The organism is Marinospirillum sp., assembly GCF_014859565.1.
The window spans coordinates 1-17,118 of record NZ_JACUUA010000021.1 but is presented as its reverse complement, the minus strand read 5'-3'; the positions used below and the strand labels follow the sequence as shown (position 1 = coordinate 17,118).

The 17,118-nt window shown below is 51.2% G+C and carries 12 protein-coding genes; 10 read left to right on the top strand and 2 right to left on the bottom strand.

Annotated elements, in window-relative coordinates:
* Positions 1-8: 8 nt before the first annotated feature.
* The 7 genes from IBX50_RS05010 (at position 9) to IBX50_RS04980 (ending at position 7,807) form a co-directional block, all read left to right on the top strand.
* Positions 9-1,505, top strand: coding sequence for a hypothetical protein (locus IBX50_RS05010; RefSeq protein WP_292253946.1), 1,497 nt, complete (start codon positions 9-11; stop codon positions 1,503-1,505).
* A gap of 74 nt (positions 1,506-1,579) precedes the next feature.
* On the top strand, positions 1,580-2,227 hold the full coding sequence (locus IBX50_RS05005; protein WP_292253945.1) for a hypothetical protein: 648 nt from the start codon (positions 1,580-1,582) through the stop codon (positions 2,225-2,227).
* A gap of 28 nt (positions 2,228-2,255) precedes the next feature.
* A complete protein-coding gene (locus IBX50_RS05000) occupies positions 2,256-4,808 on the top strand; it encodes a hypothetical protein (protein WP_292253943.1) in 2,553 nt (850 codons plus the stop codon).
* Positions 4,792-5,412, top strand: coding sequence for a metal-dependent hydrolase (locus IBX50_RS04995; protein ID WP_366930693.1), 621 nt, complete (start codon positions 4,792-4,794; stop codon positions 5,410-5,412). Before IBX50_RS05000 ends, IBX50_RS04995 begins: the two co-directional genes overlap by 17 nt.
* A gap of 64 nt (positions 5,413-5,476) precedes the next feature.
* Entirely contained in the window at positions 5,477-6,538 is a 1,062-nt protein-coding gene (locus IBX50_RS04990; protein ID WP_292253941.1) for a hypothetical protein, read from the top strand.
* A 13-nt stretch (positions 6,539-6,551) separates the two neighbouring features.
* Positions 6,552-7,535 (top strand): sigma-70 family RNA polymerase sigma factor, encoded by a 984-nt coding sequence (locus IBX50_RS04985; protein ID WP_292253940.1) that lies wholly within the window; start codon positions 6,552-6,554, stop codon positions 7,533-7,535.
* 2 nt (positions 7,536-7,537) lie between these two features.
* Positions 7,538-7,807: a hypothetical protein gene (locus IBX50_RS04980; protein WP_292253939.1), complete on the top strand. Its 270-nt coding sequence runs from the start codon at positions 7,538-7,540 to the stop codon at positions 7,805-7,807.
* Between the two features lie 12 nt (positions 7,808-7,819).
* On the opposite strand, the gene tnpA is transcribed toward IBX50_RS04980, so the two are convergent.
* Complete coding sequence (gene tnpA, locus IBX50_RS04975; RefSeq protein ID WP_292253938.1) at positions 7,820-8,239, bottom strand: IS200/IS605 family transposase; 420 nt, start codon at positions 8,237-8,239, stop codon at positions 7,820-7,822.
* Positions 8,240-8,271: 32 nt separating this feature from the next.
* On the opposite strand from tnpA, the gene IBX50_RS04970 reads away from it, so the two are divergent.
* Both IBX50_RS04970 and IBX50_RS04965 read left to right on the top strand, forming a co-directional pair.
* Positions 8,272-9,750 carry a transposase gene (locus IBX50_RS04970; protein ID WP_292253937.1) on the top strand — a complete coding sequence of 493 codons (1,479 nt, stop codon included), beginning with the start codon at positions 8,272-8,274 and terminating at the stop codon, positions 9,748-9,750.
* Between the two features lie 95 nt (positions 9,751-9,845).
* Entirely contained in the window at positions 9,846-11,249 is a 1,404-nt protein-coding gene (locus IBX50_RS04965; protein WP_292253935.1) for a hypothetical protein, read from the top strand.
* A gap of 54 nt (positions 11,250-11,303) precedes the next feature.
* On the opposite strand, the gene IBX50_RS04960 is transcribed toward IBX50_RS04965, so the two are convergent.
* A complete protein-coding gene (locus IBX50_RS04960) occupies positions 11,304-12,623 on the bottom strand; it encodes a GGDEF domain-containing phosphodiesterase (RefSeq protein WP_292253934.1) in 1,320 nt (439 codons plus the stop codon).
* Between the two features lie 246 nt (positions 12,624-12,869).
* Here IBX50_RS04960 and IBX50_RS04955 point away from each other — a divergent pair.
* Positions 12,870-17,118, top strand: a 4,249-nt coding sequence (locus tag IBX50_RS04955; RefSeq protein WP_292253933.1) for an LPD1 domain-containing protein, incomplete at its 3' end; no start/stop codon positions are given.

The following is a 17,118-nucleotide window of genomic DNA, read 5'->3' as shown; positions in this document are numbered from 1 at the left end:
TGGCTTAAATGCACCAACCATCATCAGAAGAATCCCGTCCCTATTATGTGTCTACACGCCTTGCTGCCGCGTTAATGGGTCATCAGCCGCCTTATGAAGTAAAAAAGCCGATTGAGCTTTTACATGAGCATTATCTGCACTTCACTGGGCGAACGGATGGTGTACCCACCGTGGCGCGTAGTGAGCAAAAGTCTCTGGAGCTTTTTAAACAGTTCCACCCCATGGCTATCGAATTCTTTTCACACGGCAGCAGGCGCTCGGGTGGTCAGGTATGGCGCAACGACCAACCGATTGATCGATTTTTTCGCAGTAGCGCCGAAGTGGGTCAGCGTGATTTTAAGTTGCCGGTCAATAGCTCCAATCCGCAACACCCTGGCTACGTCTTGCTGGCCAACTACACGCTGCCATTGATTGATACGCAGGTCACTATGCCAGACCCGATCAATCCGGAGTCTTCGGGCGTGACCGCAGACAGCTATACCCAGGCATGGGCTGCCGAGGCGCGTTTTATTCGCGCAAGGTCGGATGATAACGCTATACGGAAAATGAAAAATCTCGAACCCCTGCCGATGCCGGAGCGTAATTATCGTGCGCTACCGCCCTTTTCGGGTGCCATGAAGGTTCATATTGCTCGGGATGAACAGCACTTGGATGAGATGGATAATCACCCTATTCCGGATTATTGGGTCAGTCAGCTGCACTTTGTGAATGCTGTGCAGCGCAAGGTTCTGGAAAACTTCGGTCTGCCCTCTGAGTATAAGAACCGCTTGCGGATTGGACTGTTCTCGCCCAAGGGTGATCGTGGGCATCTGTACTGCATCCCTTATGACCAAGTGTTAGAAGCTGAGTTATTCAGGCGGCTAGAGGTGTTCTTACAGTGTGTTTATGATGGGGTCTCGCCTTCCGCCCCGAAGGTGCGCAAGAATTTTGACTACTATCGCGTGGAGTCCATCCAAAAAAATCTGCAGATACTACCGCAAAACATTGAACAGATGGCGCTGAAGGCGATGCAGGAGATGACCGGCATCAGCAAGGAGCAGGCGCATCTTGATGATCGGCGCGCAGGCTTTCAAAAGGTGCTCGATCGCATCTATACCGACTACACCCAAAATAAAGGTGATGTCGTGCTGCTGCCGGGAGGTCGAACCTTGCAACAAGCAGAGCCGGATGACGCAGTCAATATCAGTCTAATTGCCGAGGCATTGCAGCGCGCTGTACGCCTTCAGGAATCCGTGGAGCGCTTGTACCAACTGATTCAGAGGCATGATGGACAGAATTCAGGACATGGAATTGATGCGCTTATGGTGAGTGATCAACTTGAAGATATGCTCTCCATGCATGCGATTGACCGTAGCCTGCTTGAAAGCGTTATTGATCGTGATTTGGCGCAAATGCGGGATAACGCAGATCGCCCGATCGCTCAGGTGGCTCGATCCAGTGATGCCCGGCTGTACGAGCAGCTGGCAGCCAGGCGCGATCAGGCTGTTCCAGCGCCTATGGTCTAGTTGTTCGATGCATCCTGGGGATGAGGGTTAACCTGTATGATCAAGGATGTAATGATTAACACGGAGTGAAGGGGATGTTTGAAATGGCTGTTCCAGTTGAGCCTTTGGTTGTACCCGCCTTACATACATACGAGGAAGTGAGACAGGCTATGTATGGCGTCGGTCTGCACTGGCAAGAAGCAGGCATTGCCCAGCTTGGCAATATGGAGCGGCTTAGCCACCTGGTCACGACCACAATCATCCGCAGGGCTGGCGAGGGGTTTGCTCGCTTTATCATCAGCACCCCAGCCAGTCCCGAGGAGAGCGATCACCCTCAGCTTAATCACATGGAATTGTGGCCTGGGCAGGAATTGAGATTGTATTTTTCTGATGATCCGAATGCCTACACCATTGAGGGGCGCTGCCGGACGATACAAGATCTTGCCTCGATTGGAACTTGGTATCTGCTCGCCACGCAAAGACTGAATGAGAGCTTCACCCCACATAACGCGCAGGCGGCATACAACGCCGCTATTTCAAGATGGAACGATGGCATGTCGCAGCGAAGGATTATGCAACAAGGAACTGAGGCAGCGCTGCTAGGTTTATTCAGAGGGACAGTCATTTATCAAGCTGCTGCTGCAGGTGCAGATCAAGAAGCCGCTGAGCGGCCATACTTGATCAATAAGGTGACAATTCATTGGGGCAGAGGTGTAGAGCGCTGCCTGAGCACATGGCAATGATGCGATTGAAACACAGAGGCGCAAACTGATGAAAAATACACTGACAACACTGCTTGCAGGGCTTATGGCCACTGCTCTACTTCTGTTTGCTGCGCCAGCTTTAGCCGCCATGGGCAATTATGATTGGCATAGTGGTTTTGAAGCACCCGCCCAAACAAGCACCATCGGGGGGACGGCTTCGATTAGCTCTAGTGGCTTGCAATTTCAGCAGGGACTGCAAAATGCCGCACCGCCTAGCACCTCAGCGACCACAAGCTACATGAATAATACAATGAAGCCGCTTTGGGATGTGGGTGCAACAACAAAAGCCGGCGTACAAGGCATGGGCTTTTTGATACTCTCATCACTTTTTGGGGTGGATGTTTTTACCGAGATTGTAGGCACAGACACCTTCGATATTAATGGCTCACAAGTCAAAATTGAGGGGCCAACCCAGGGCATCTCTATTGCCATGATGTCATTTGCGGCGCAACTGGCATTTCTGTTGCTGCCGATTCTTATGGGGCTGCTTGCCGTCACCGGCCTCGTTAACTCGTTGCAGTTTGGAGAATGGTTTGGCTCGGATCAGCCTTCGTATTATTTAGCGATTCGTTTTTTGGGCGGTATGGTGCTTGCCATCCCGAACCCCTTGTTTTTCGGCATGTCCTCCATTCAGCAGGTCATTATTCTTTTAGCTTTATTCTCAAACGGCATGGGTAATCATGCCGCGCAAATGCTGGTGACTGCCACCTATGAATCGCCTAACGGTGCAAGGCATGTCGCCTTGGCGATTGGTGCTATTCCGCCAGATCCAGCCATCAATATTGAGGATACTGCGTTTGAGATCATGATGGCTCAAGCTGCACAGCAGTCATGCGTTGAAAACTCAAGAGTTTTAGGGATTAGTGGGCGCGAGATCGCAGAAACCTGTCGCGCCATCAGCGGCAGCCTGAATCAAAGCGCTCAGGGCGCAGGAGGGTTTTACGCAGGTCAGGGTGATGTAGAGGGTGTGGCCAGTAATCAAGATTTATCAGCCTCCTGTGCAGGTTATGTTCCACGAGAAGGCTGGGTTCGATTAGCGACAACCCGCGATGTCAGTCTGAGTTATGGCATTTGCGTTGCTGTGACTGAGGCGGTTGAGAGAGCACGTCCTCGACTGGCAGCTGCGATGGCGCTTGAAGATGAGCAGGCTAAGCAAGAAGCACTTACCGACACGGTTGCTCAGTTTAAAAATGACCTGGGGCTGATTGACAACACGGTCAATGAAAGGGTGCATCGATACGCCCAGGGTGTTATGAGATTTTCCAATCCATGCACCTCGCTACCACCTGACATCAAAGCGCAGTGTGAGGCTGATCCAGACAAATTTAATTTTGCAGCCATGGCTGATCCATTAACCTCGAGCCGCATGATTATCCAGGGCGCTGGCTGGCCGGGCATGGGGATGATCTATTACCGAGTCGCCTCGCAAATCGAAGCCATGAACACTACGGCAAGGGTTGTTGGTTCGGAAACAGGCTTTGGTCTAAGCAATATTAATGATCTAACAAGGGTCAACTCGGTATTGCGCACTCGCATCCAAAACGACTACACCAAAATGGAGGTGGCTGAGTCACTGGTGGGCAACAGTGCCGTTGCAGATGATGTGCAGGATGGATCTATAGCGTCAGCTTGGAGCGGAACCCTCCGCTTCATCGGCAGGGGTTTGATGGGCTTGACCAATACGGCTGACCTTCTTACTACAGGCGGCAACATGCATATCTCGGCCTACCTGTCCGGTTTCTTCACAGCCAAATCCGCACCAGAGGCGATGTACAATTACAGCGCCACCTGGCTGGCTGTAGCCGGCGGCGCCATGATTGCCTCTGACTTAAGCGGCCTGATCAACAAAACTCCTGTCGGAAAGGTAGTGTCGAGCGCAACTGATTTTTTAAAAAATGCGACCGGCAAGATCAACAAGGCGCTTAACAACGATAAAAAGGAAAAGTCGCTGACCCGCCAGGCAGTTGAGTGGGCTATTAAGTTTATTCTAACCTTTACCTCGCTGATCGCATTTATCAATGTGGCTGTACTGCCAAAACTGCCGGCCATTTTCGTGGCGATTATGGCGATTGATTGGGCGATCAATTTGTTGGTCATTGCCTTTGCGGCACCTTTGTGGATGCTGTTTAACATGTCTGCAGCGCCAGCAGGGAAGATGTTATTCACGCACACGGTTTTAAAGGGCATACAGACTTTGGCCTGGGTGCTTTTGTACCCCACGCTGATTGTTTTTGGGGTTGCCGTATCCATGATCATCTTTAACGTCTCTGTCCCGCTTGTAGTGACTGTGGTTGCTGCAACCTATCAGGATGGCGTTGTAGGCAATTTGATCAGCATGCTGATGGCACCTTGGATCTTTATGTTTCTTTCAACGGTCATGGGTTTTGCCGCTATATCGCTGATCCTGCGTCTTCCGTATCAGTTTGCAGGGTTTCTTGGGCTCTCACCCATGGAAGGCGAGATGATCAAGACAGCTTCGCGTTATCTGGGCGGTGAATCCCATCTGGGGCAGGCGCAGCAGCAGATGTCTGTTCCTGGCCTGAATGCGGGAGGACGTTAATCGCATGATGGGAACTTCCCACTTGGTCTTTGGTGCCGGAGCCTGGATGGCTCTTGGTGCCAGCGCCAATTACACCCCAGGACTTGCTGAAACAGCAGCCGTACTCATTGGGGCGCTAGCTCCAGATTTAGATCACCCTAACTCTCGCATGGGTCGGATCATCCCTCCTTTAAGTCGGTTTATTCATCGTAACGGAGGTGGTCATCGGGGTATGACTCATTCGTTCCTGATAATGATCCCGATGCTTTGGTTGTCGCTTTGGCTTTGGGGGAAACATCAAAGCCAGATGCAGTCGGGATCGGGATGGTGGGGCTGGCTGTTTGGAGGGAGTCAGAGCGAGAGCGGACTAACCCCAGACGGGTTTTTGGGGGTTGTGATGCTGGCCTTTGTGTTCGGGTATCTTACGCACCTGGTTGGCGACCTGCTTACACGGCAAGGCGTTAAATTCCTCTGGCCGCTGCCTTTTGTCATTCGCTTAACCCCTTTCAGAGCAGACTCATCCATTGTCACAGGCATTGCCTGGATGACCCTGTGGACTGGACTTGGTTTGCAGGTGTGGATACATACAGAATCCACTATAGGTATTCCCTTCCCATTTGGATGAAATCGCACCCCTGAGCTCTTTGTGTAATCTGTAGAAATACAGGTTATCCAATAGGGTTCAAATAATGCCAATTCATCCTTCTTTTTATTCGGTTTTTCCGCTAGGCGCTCTTAAAAAAAGGGATCAGCCCACAGAGATTCATTTGGGTGATTCCTCCAAGAGTGTTGTTTACCTACGCGTTCTCTCAACATCCGCAGGATCTGAGGATGGCAAGCACAGCGTTTACCTCAGTATCGAGGTGAGTTCAGAAGAAGGTGTTGATCCGGTCACTTTGAATCTGACCCATCGCAACATGCCGCTCAACCTTCTGATGCAGGTGCAAAGCGGTCTGTCTGATCATAAGAACTTAAAAAATCTGCCTATGGGCAACCTGGTCGATTTTTTGCTCGATCAGTTGAATCCCGGTGAAATGCGTTCGAGGCTGGGCAGCTATATTCGAAATCGTGACATCACCCCTACCCTGCTCAGGCCGGAATACCTTGACCGGCTTAAGGTCAGCGCTCCTTGTAACTATGGTGCTCTGCAGCCTGCATTTAAGCAGCGTCAACAGACCCTGACGCTGCATGAAAAATTAGCCCTGATCAACCAGATCGACACCTGTGCCGGTGAAAAAGCGCATCAGCAAACAACTGCCTTGATTGAAGCGGTCTTAGGCAGCCATGTGGCGATTGAGTATGTTTTTGCAAGCCCCTGGGTTTTTGCTGGTGCTGCGCTCTCGATGCCCTTTGCTGTGCAGATGAATGCTTGGACGTTACTGGCATCCATGATCAACCAGTCAGGCACCAAGGCGGCGACAGGGTTGCTTTCTTCGAGTCGTATCAATTACCCACCTGAGTCCGTCGAAGCGTTTCTCGATCAAGGAATTTCCCTGATTGTGGTTGGCGGGCATCAAGGTCTTGATGCCCTTCTTGAGCAGTGTGCTGCGCAGCGATTTATCCCACTTCTGAAGATCCCTAAGCGCGACCAACATCAAGATCGACTACTTCAACTGATCGGCCAGCAGCTGATTTCAGACAAGGATCACTGGACATCCCGTGGCGCACAGGGGCGCATGGCGCGTACCGCACTGCAGCTTGCGCACATTCGGCAGGCTGTGCCTGCGCCGCAGACCAAAAAGCCATCCTGATCAGGGGATATCAATGAATCAGCCATTGAAAAAAAAGGGACTTTCTGGCAACAGCCTGCTGGATGATGCCATTCAGGATGAGGGACTTTTCCTTGAGCCGGAGCCACCTCGTGAAGAGATTCTGGGTGATGAAGAGCGCTTTATTGTAAAAGATGAGCCGCGCCAGCGCAGAATTGCTGATTTGACAAGGCTCTACCGTGAGCGCAATGACCTGGTGGCTCGCAATGAAATCATCCAGATCAACATGGGCTTGGTTGGCAAGGTTATTCGCCGGTATCTCCCGATTGCTGAAGGCATGGGAATCACCCTGAAAGACCTCGAAAACGTGGGCGTTATAGGATTGATGAAGGCTATTGAGCGATATGAGCCTGAGCGAGCCGCATTTTCGACCTATGCGCTTGATTGGATATGGAATGAAGTTCAGCGCCACTTGCAGGCGCACGGTGCACCCATGCGACTGCCTTCGCAGCTTGCGCGGATTTTGCCGTCCATATACCGGACACTCCAACAGCTTGAGCAACAGGAAGGCAGGTCAATTACTCTTCACCAGGCTTCCTCTTTTGCCCAGGAGATCGCTGATCGCATCAATGCCACGGTCGAGGATGTGCAAAAGTGCATCCGCTATGCCCCTCGCCGCCACGATTTGCAGGGCTTCAATGAAGATGATCAGTTCAATGATGATGAGCTGATGTCGCAAGCCAGCGCGGATTATGGTGATCTGAGTGATCAGGATACGCGAATGGATCATACGCTGGCCACTCTTGAGGATGAAGAGGCAACGGCGCTGGTTCAGCTCTGGCTGGCGCAGCTGCCGTCTGCTGATATGCGTACAGTGATTTGTCATACCTTTGGCTTGGGCGGTATGGAGGTTTTACCCTTTCAGCGTCTAACCCAGGTTATGAGAATGTCTCCAGGTCAGATCAAAGTGTTGCGTGAAGAAGCCCTTGAGATCATGCGCGCCTTGGCTCGACGCCATGCTCTTGCCATGGGGGATTGAGAATGGCAGCGGCTCGATTTCGCATCAGAATGACCCGTAATCAGATTCCTTTTCAGGCTCCTGAAAAGACGCGCAACCCTTTTGAAGGACGAATCACCCAAGAAGAGCTTGATGAAGGGGTTTTTGTAATGAGCATTGATCAGATGGCCGGTCTTTATACAGACAGCCAGATTGAAACCCTACTCGAGGAAATGCGTACGCTTTCTGCTGATTATGAGAACGAATGCATTGATCAAAAAATGTCAGGCGCATACTACGAGTCAATTCTTTGAATGACGCGTTAGTTAGCCTGACGGTCTTTCTTGGGATAGCACGTAATTTCTGACCACCTCAAGACTAGCACCGCCCGTGGTCGTAGCCGCGTAGGAGCGTGACCAGAAATAAGGCTTCCAGAAGTAAGGTTTCAGGTGGTCTGCGTACTCACGCCTTAGGTGTCGTGCGGATACCGTCTTCAGGTTGCCAACCAGGCGAGACAGATCCAGCGAGGGATGCGCTTCGATCAGCAAGTGAACGTGATCAGACTCAGCGCCAAATTCCGTCAGCTGACACCCCCACTTATTCAGCACGTCAGAGAAAATATCCCGCATTCGCTCCATCATTTCGGCATGAATCACTTTGTGTCGATACTTAATCACAAAAACCAGATGGTAATGCAGCCGGTATGCACTGTGGCTTCTGGTTTTTAGCGTGGTAACTGGTTGCATGTACAGCGCCTTATATGATAGCTTATTTAATTATGAAAATAGTACGCTCTCAGCAGATGAACATCAAGGTCACCAAAGAGCAGGCTGCAATGCTTGAGGAGACCTTGTCTCAATATCGGGGCATGGTGCGCGCCCTGATGCTGCTGATTAATGCCCAGTGGAAAACGCTGCAGCACTGCAAGGAAAAAGACGTGGTGCGCTCAGTGGAAGCACTGATGCATCCCACTAAAAAACGTCCACTGGTCAAGCATCGCTATTTTCAGTCCCGCTTTTTCAAGTTTCCTTCTTATCTGCGTCGCGTTGCCATCAATTACGCCTACGGTCAGGTGTCATCCTTTCAAACCCGTTATGATGACTGGCTGATCAATGGCTATCGTGAAAAGCGGATCAAAGTCAAAGTCCAGAATCCAAAAAAGGGTGAGCAAAAATACCGCCAGGAAGTGAAGCTGCTGCGCAACAAGCCGCCCACCCTGAATTGTGAAACCAAAGCTTTCCCTAGCCTGTATGGCGGCCAATGCATCCGCTACACAAAGGATCGGCAGGCTGCTGAAATCAAAGTGTTCCACAAAAAAGACTGGATCTGGATCAGGGTTCAGTTGACCGGAAAGACACGCTTTGACGGCCTGTTCCTGTCACCCACGCTGGTTCAGCGAAACAAGCGTTTTTATTTGTCTGAACCCGTCAAGAGTGATATCCAGCTTAAGTCAAAAAAACAGTTCAGCGGCAAAGTGCTGGCCGTGGACTCCGGCATCAACACCACCGCAGTTTGTGCTGTAGTGGACAAAGACGGCACTGTGCACGATCGGTTTTTCATCGATCGGAGTGACAAAGACCGTGAAAATAAGCGCTGCGCTCGCATTGCAAAAGCAGCACGTCAATACACCCGCCACAATCACCAATCCAAAAAGACCCACAAGCTGCCCAAGGGCTTTTGCGCTCATGACTATGAACGACTCAGGCACCTGGCCAGCAATCAGGCTCATCACATTTCAAAGAAGATCATTCAGCTTGCGCTGAAACATGGATGCGATGCCATTGTCTTTGAGGACTTGAAGGGCTGGAAACCCAAGGCGGGTCGTAAAGGCGGTCAGACGAAACAAAACTTCCACCGCTGGCACCATCGGATGCTGCATGATCGCGTCAAAAGCAAGGCCGAGGAAAAAGGCCTGCGCTTTATCGATGTATTTGCCAGGGGAACATCGTCTGAAGCCCATGACGGCAGTGGCAAGGTGGCTCGAGACAAGGACAACTACAGTCTCTGCACCTTGCAAAGCAAGAACAGCAAAGGGCAAAACAAGCGATACCACGCGGATTTGAATGCATCCTACAACATTGCAGCCCGCGGCATCCTCAAGCTTTACCACCCGGAGCTTTGCAAATTGCTCTGGGATGCTCTGGAGCGGAAGTCTCCAAGCATCACGAGAAACCCGTGGATCTTGGCTACCCTCTGGAATCGCAACGCGATTGAAGAACAGCTAAGACAAGAATCCACGACTCAATGCGCAGCATGAGTCGTCGGAGGTTTCAACGAATCATGCAGGCTACCAAGAAATAAGGCTTTGGCTATAGCTGTCAGTATCTGAATTTTTCTTGGTAGAGGTGGGTTATGGCACAGCAAAACAACGAGGCAGCAGAACGCAAGCCCTCACGACAAGCAACAGATATTATTACCAGTTTGGCGGAGACGATCCGTCAAGCCGAGGCAGGGGGCGGTCATAATCCGGCCATGCATCGCGTTGAAGCACCCTATAACGTATTTACTGGCAATTTGTTTAGCGCATCAAATCTAGTCGGGGCTGTTGCCCAGGCACGGGCGCGAGGCTGGACAGAAGGCGGCATGGTATCCATTAACGCCAAAAACCGTTTTGGTTTAAGCATACAGAAAGGCGGTCGCGCAGCGATTCTTTCTGTGCCAGTAACACGATTCAAGATTGTTGAGCTGCCTCCAGATCAGCAATATAAAGATCCTGAAACTGGCGCTGTTGTCACGCAACACAAGGAAATTGCAGGCATTGAATTCAAGTCAGAGCCTTATTTTAATCTTCAGGAAATCGTTGACTTTGATCAAAAGGCAGCAGCGGCCATCCGAAAAGAACAGCGATTACTCTCTCTGGATGCAGAGTCACTGATTCGCTATACAGCTGAAGCAGCAGGGATCACCTGCTTGCCTGTTGAGTCGGGCGTTCCGGCTTACCAGGTTGCATCGGATGAAATCAAAATGCCTGTCAAAGCTGATGATTCCGGTGAGTGGTTTTGCGGCATGGCAAGAGCGCTTTTTGAGGGTGTTTCAGCGCCGCTGCGTGAAAACCGCTGGTCAGTCCTCAAGGATGCCAGCGGTCAGCTGAGCATCCATCCAGAGGCTGATGATGCTGTTCACGATCATTATCATGCATTAACCGAATCGGGCGGCCAGGCTGCCGGTGATGCATTTTTAGAAGCCGAGTACCGTGATCAGCTGATGCGTCGCGAAATCTTTGTATCTACAGTGGCGGCATTGACCGGCTCCGACTATGTTCTTGCTGCTGACGCTGATCTCACTGCAGACGAGCTGGAGCAATATTACAAACCCCAGCCTGGTGCAGGCTATACGGCAAAGATTCTTGCTTCTGCCAGTTTTTCAGGCATGGTCGCAAAGATGATGGTTGATTTTGCTGAAGGCGGTGACCCTGGAAAAATCCTGAAATGGTTTCCCCACAAAAAACAATGGCCTGAGGGTGCTCGCGCATTTAATGACACTGGACTGGATCATCATGAATCGAACCTGTCTAAGCTGGCCGAACGATTCAATATAACGCCAGAGGAGGTTGCATCACTACTCCCTGACGCTCAGCCAGCCGTGCGCCCACCTGAAGATGAGGCGTTGCCGATCTTGCCTAAGAATACTGAAGATCGAAAGGCAGCTCTCCGACAGGCGTTTGCTGAAACACTCAAGTTAGAAGGAATCCGCAGCACCAGCAATCCTGATGCAGCAGCATCAAAAGATCTTCGGGCGATGAATCCTTTCGGATGAACATACCAGAGAAGAAACAAAAGCCGGGCAATGCCCGGCTTTTGTTTGCTCAAATTAAAGCTCGAGCGGTGGACGCGGATCACTCAGTAGATTACGCATCGCATCTGCATCCATTGGCCGCCCTAGCAGGTAGCCTTGAAGCACCAGTGGGCGAGTGACCTGCTGGCGAGCATAAAGAAACCTGACCTGCTCCATGGTTTCCACGCCTTCGATAATAATATTGACCTCCTGTCGATGCAGCATGCGTATCAGGTCACCCAGCATGGTGGTTTTTCGTGCATCATCCGGCACATTCACCAGAAACGACTTGTCAATTTTAACGGTGTCAGCATGAAGCTTATCGAGCACAGATAAAGCGGCATGATCGGTGCCAAAGTCATCAATGGCAACCTGATAACCGAGTTTCATCAGCCCATCCAGAAAGGCAGCAGTTGTCGGGTTCAGCATTTCGCTTTCTGTGATTTCGATTTTGACCTGCTGGCGCTTGAGCCCAGTGTTTTGCACGGTAAACTCAATCAGCGCCAGCAGGTTGTAATCCATTTCGATCTGCACGGGACTGATATTCCATGACAGCACATGATGATCCTCAAAACCTAGGGTGGCTCGAGCTCTGCAGCTCATTTCAACCACCTGCTGGCCAAGCATAACAATGGAGCCGCTTTGCTCGGCAACTCCGATAAATTGAGTCGGCCCGATGATTTTGCCGTCACGCTCAGCTCGAACCAATGCCTCTACCCCGGCCAGGCGGAATTGATCGGGTGTGATCATGTGCCACTGGGGTTGAAAGTAGAGCAAAAACGATTGAGCCTTAAGCCCATCATTAACTGCGTGAATCTCATTATTGTTGGAAATGATTGAGCCTGCCATTTCCAGATAGATTGGGCGATACACCATGCCACGGTTGATTAGGCGCAACCGCTTTGCTTCTCGAAGCGCCACAAAAGCCTGGGCTAGCCATTGATGGGGGGTTTCCTGATTTGAAAAGGGTGCAAGCCCTCCGCTGAAGCAGAGTCTCATATCATCAAAAGGCTGCTCAAAAAGCTCTGCAATGCGTGAGAAGGCCACATCACAATCGGCTTGAGTGGTCAGTGGCTGATTGCTGATGCCGTGTGTCAGGGCGTTGTTTTTGACCAGAATGGCATACTCATCACTGGATAATCTAATGGCAAAATGAGCCCAGGGCTGAGCCTGAAGTCGCTTCTCAACTGATACCAGTATCTGGTTGGATGCTTGTTCACCAAGGTGCAAGTTCAACATAGAAAAGTGTGTTATGTCCAGTACAGCCAAACTGATTTCATCTGATGACGGGTCAGTTCTTCGCTGCCCCATGATCTGCTGTATCGCTTCACACAGGCGGTTGCGTGGATCGGTCATTAACTTGCCCTTTTTAAGTATATTGCAGTCAACATAACAGAGCAGACACCATGAATGAGTGCAGTCTTTTCCACAAAAACTGTGGATAGCCTGGTGCGAAAAAGCGGCTTTCCTCTTCAAAAACCGCAGCTTGTTGCGAATTTTAAGTCTGATCAAAAAATAGCCAATCAAGCGCTAGGGCAAGTAGCGTTATCTTGGATATGGTAAGCACATAAAGATCATTCTGCTAAAGAGACAGGTCAGGCTATGAGCCAATCCAGAGTTGATGATACTGGGCTTCAAATACCAGACTCCCCAAAAATGCGCAGCAAAGCCATCAAGGATCTGCTCTGGCGTCCGCTTTTGGAAGATTTTGATGCGAGGCAGGAGCAGGCTGCATCTGACTGGATAGAGCAGGTTTCGACCGCCTACCAGTTTGGGGTTGTATCCTCGTCACAGGCCAATGTATTTCTGACCGGGCTGCTATACAAGTTGCTGCAGGCAGCGGATTTCAGCGAACAGCAAATGGGCGAGGTTAATGAGGCCATTCATGATTCGTACAACGGTACGAGTCACCACGGACTTGCCTTGGTTCGCATGGAGGGTGGCTACAGCTACCACTATGAACAATCTGAAAATGCTGATATAGAGAAGCTGGCGAGAGAACTGATTGAGCGGTCGCCGGGCAGCATGAGTATCACCGAGATTCATCGGTACAGGCTGCTTGAGCACTGGCAAAAGCAGCTCCGTAAAGACATTCTGTGGCCGGCCATCTCTGTCGATGAGTTGCGCCAGCAGGGTACTCCTGCTGGCCTGATTATGTTATTGCGTCATTTGCGTAACAATCTACCTGCTCAGGCGCCCGCTCCAACGCCCGGCACCATGATGCTGTATGCAAGTTCAGTTCTGAGAATCAGAGAACTGACAGAGCAGCTTTTAAGGATCGAAGCTGGCCGGCATACCGTGGCATGGGAATCACTTGCCATGACTGTTAATGAAGGCAGGGTTCATCCTGACGCAGCACAAGTTTTGCGGGAACTACCCTGGATGAGTGAGTCGGCGTATTCCGATCTTAGATACAACCTGCTGCAGAATGAAAATGGCGAAGGCGCATCGAAAGCGCCTGGTCTGACTTTTGATGGATTGGAGAAAGCATTCGAGGTGATGACGGGCTCAGGGGGAGCTGTGCCGTTTGACTTTCGAGTGGTGCGCGACGGCGCAAAGCCAGAGGGTCTTAGTTATTTTGCAAGTTCGTCCGCTGCTGTTTCGTACACGGGTGTTTTTGACGGCATTCGCAGAGAGGTCGAGGTTTTGAGTGAAGGTTTTGGGGTGTATGTCGATTTGTTTAAGCTGAATCCGGAGTATCAGCGTATTGTTGGCTCCTTCAGAAAGTCAATCGATCGCTACCGGATGAACCTGCCATTGGTCACTCACGGGAATGTCGAAAGCATCTATTTTGGCGGATCTGCAGCTTCAAAGGAGCATGCAAATCTTTGGAAAAACCTCACTCCTGATTGGTCGGTCCTTACCGGAACTCCGTTCAGTCGAAACACAAACCCGAAGGTGGACCCGGCCAATCCGGATGAGACAAAGCCTGCGCGCATTGTCCGCCCTGCATTAAAGGGTATTACCGATAAGAGTCACGACACCGATATTGATGGTCGAGCCATGGATGTATCGCAGAGTAAGCAGTATTCCTTTTTACCCTTGATTCGGGATTTTGGCTTGACTGGCGTACAGCCGGGAGCCAGCCTAACCAATCGAGAGACCCGCGACCTGACCCGCTACACCTATCATGCGTTTGAGGATCTATCCAAGGCGATCAACTGGAATCCTCAGCACATGGGGCTTGGCCTACCGCTTCAGGATGCAGAGATCCAAGCCATAAAAGAGGCTGAGGCACAAGGTCGATCTTCTTCACTGGATCGACGGTATCTCCCTGGTGATGGCTTGCGCATCGCCTTGGCTGCCAGGGGGCGCGGTGGCAACAATGCTCCGATGGCGCACTTTGAGCCGCTTGGCAATGTGATCAATATGGCCGGGCGCATGGGTGCAGGATCGCTGGCGCACGAGTTCGGTCACGCCCTTGATATGCATCTATTCAAGCTATTCAGGCCGGATGCGCTCGACAAAAAGAAACTGCATCTTTTTAAACGAGTGAACGGGAAGCAGTTGGCAGACCAGGCTTCGGATCTGGCTTATTTTCCTGTATTCAAGATGCTGGCCGAGGGGCAGCGATACCTCACCAGCCAACAGGTCAGGAGCGAGGCCTATAGGTCGATTAAAGAGCAGCTTCGCCCAGATCTTGAGCATGACCAGCAAGGCATGAATCTAGCAGCAGGATTGGCGGATTTGGCGGTTGCCTCCTTCTTAAAGAGTCGTGATCGGCAGGCAATCCTGAGCGATGTTCGTCATCTGTGCAAAGACGATCTCGCCCTGTTTTTTTTGCCGGGTGAAATTGATGAAGTATTGATGTCACTTTTGCCATCAAGTGACACAGAAGCAATCGCAGAATACATAGCGGACAACCTGAAACAGTCCGGTCTGCGGCCTGCCGGCCCCTCAAAACAGGAAAGTGTCAGCATCAAGGCGTTTAGCGAGTTGTTGGCAGAAATTGGCGGTCTACTTGATCCCTGTTTTTTTGAGGGTCTCAGCCTTGAGCGCATGCAGCGACTGAATGAGTGTGAAACGCTCAGCGACCTGTTGCGCCCAGGGCACAGAAAAGCCGGTGATCGGCACGAGATTTATGCTGCTTCCCTGCTCCATCAGGCGCTGTGGCGCATCCAGTCCCTCCACGATGAATTGACCGAAGACCTGATCAATCCATGGCATACCGAGGCGCGTGCGTGGAGCGTTCTACATCCGCCTGCAGTGGAGAACGCCGACGACACCCACAGGATGCAAGCCTTGGTGCGTAAAGCTTTAACAGGTTCGCGCCACAATTTCATGTATGTTGTCAACCGGCTCGTGGGCGAGAATGGACTGCTGGCTACGTTAACCGGATTGCATGGGCCTTCTCCGTTTTCACCAGAAATGGGATGTGGTGGCTGGATTCCGCATCCAGACGTGCTTCGACAGACGGTCAAAACCATCGGCATTATCCGGTCGTTTTTTTCTTCGGTTCAGCAGGACAATGAATCACTCTCTGATGTGATTGGCCGCCTCTTTGAAAACCAGGTGATCCAGGCTGCAGATCAGCTTTCAGCGGCTGAGACTGGAGATAAGCTCGATACGGCAGAACTGCGGGACAAAGCATATCGGCTTGAAGCGGCTTTGATGGAGGAGTGCTTGAAGCATCCCGAGCATCAGGATTTGCCCCCGGCACTCCGTGACGCCCAGTCCTCCATTGCTCAATGGATAATGGGCAGCTGCATCTGCACTGAGCATGCCATTAGAAATGCTCAAGCTAAACACGACCGTTCTGTTTTTTATCGGCATCTCGACCACCTGTATCAAGCAACAGGCGTATCTGTGGCGATTCTAAAAAAGATGGTGGATGGCTTTGCGACACTAGGCATTACCGAATTGGTTGATCTGTGGCGCGAGGAAACAGGCTTAAAAGAGTTTCCAACAGGGTTTTATGGGACACTGAAAAAGCTGTCAGAACATCAGGATGACATCGTTCGCACTGAGCAGCGCGCAGAGCGGGCGCTTCAACCTTTATCACTGCAAAAAGAAATGCTTGAGCAGTGGATTCAGTGGGTGGAGGAAGATGCGCTCGCGCTGCGCTATCAAACCGAAGATGATCGTGTGAACACCCTGATGCGCTTGATGCCGAGCACCCTGCGGACTGCTTCAGACCGCTTGCGCCAGCCATTATTTTTAGCCGCGCCTCCAGATAATGATGCGGGGGTGATAGCGGAGCAGTTTGATCGCTTGTTTGGAGGCCTGCAAAGCAGCGAGTTGCTGGCCGAAATGCGTAAGATCCGCAATGAAACCCTTAATTCAGGGATTAGCGAGGCCCGTTTTTCTTGGCACGAATCCTTTTTTCAGCAAGTGTGGCGACCCATGCAGACCACTTCCGCAGCCTTACATCAAGAGGATTGGCAGGCGATGTCTGCGATAGGCGCTCGCAGCATGCTGCGCAATGATGCCGTGCACCTTGGTGTTTCAGCAGTGGAGCTCACCGATTTTGCTAAGTCTTCATTAAGCACTATTGGGATCACTACGGACAACAATAGGGATATTACGCTACCAGAAAAAGCCTCTGGCAAGCCCTACTGGCCAACCCACAGCGAAATGTTTGCGCGGGCATTTGAAGCCTCGGTCAACTACAAGTTAAACGTAATGGGGCAGGCCAATAGTTTTTTGGTGAATGGTGCGGCTGGGACTTATTATCCGAGTGAGCAGGAAATTGCAACCATCAGCGCAGCTCTGACGCGACTGACCGAAGCCGCTGCTGTATTGCAGCCTATGATGCAAAAAGAGCTGCTTGCCGAGCGCCAGGCATGTAAACCATCTGTGGCTATACCGGACAACAACATGACACAGGATCTGCCGGTCTATACCCGGCATA

Coding starts and splice junctions, on each gene's coding strand:
- IBX50_RS04995 (WP_366930693.1), top strand. CDS start 4,792: ATGCGGGAGGACGTTAATCGCATGATGGGAACTTCCCACTTGGTCTTT.
- IBX50_RS05010 (WP_292253946.1), top strand. CDS start 9: ATGCACCAACCATCATCAGAAGAATCCCGTCCCTATTATGTGTCTACA.
- tnpA (WP_292253938.1), bottom strand. CDS start 8,239: ATGCAACCAGTTACCACGCTAAAAACCAGAAGCCACAGTGCATACCGG.
- IBX50_RS04970 (WP_292253937.1), top strand. CDS start 8,272: ATGAAAATAGTACGCTCTCAGCAGATGAACATCAAGGTCACCAAAGAG.
- IBX50_RS04990 (WP_292253941.1), top strand. CDS start 5,477: ATGCCAATTCATCCTTCTTTTTATTCGGTTTTTCCGCTAGGCGCTCTT.
- IBX50_RS05005 (WP_292253945.1), top strand. CDS start 1,580: ATGTTTGAAATGGCTGTTCCAGTTGAGCCTTTGGTTGTACCCGCCTTA.
- IBX50_RS04960 (WP_292253934.1), bottom strand. CDS start 12,623: ATGACCGATCCACGCAACCGCCTGTGTGAAGCGATACAGCAGATCATG.
- IBX50_RS04980 (WP_292253939.1), top strand. CDS start 7,538: ATGGCAGCGGCTCGATTTCGCATCAGAATGACCCGTAATCAGATTCCT.
- IBX50_RS04965 (WP_292253935.1), top strand. CDS start 9,846: ATGGCACAGCAAAACAACGAGGCAGCAGAACGCAAGCCCTCACGACAA.
- IBX50_RS04985 (WP_292253940.1), top strand. CDS start 6,552: ATGAATCAGCCATTGAAAAAAAAGGGACTTTCTGGCAACAGCCTGCTG.
- IBX50_RS05000 (WP_292253943.1), top strand. CDS start 2,256: ATGAAAAATACACTGACAACACTGCTTGCAGGGCTTATGGCCACTGCT.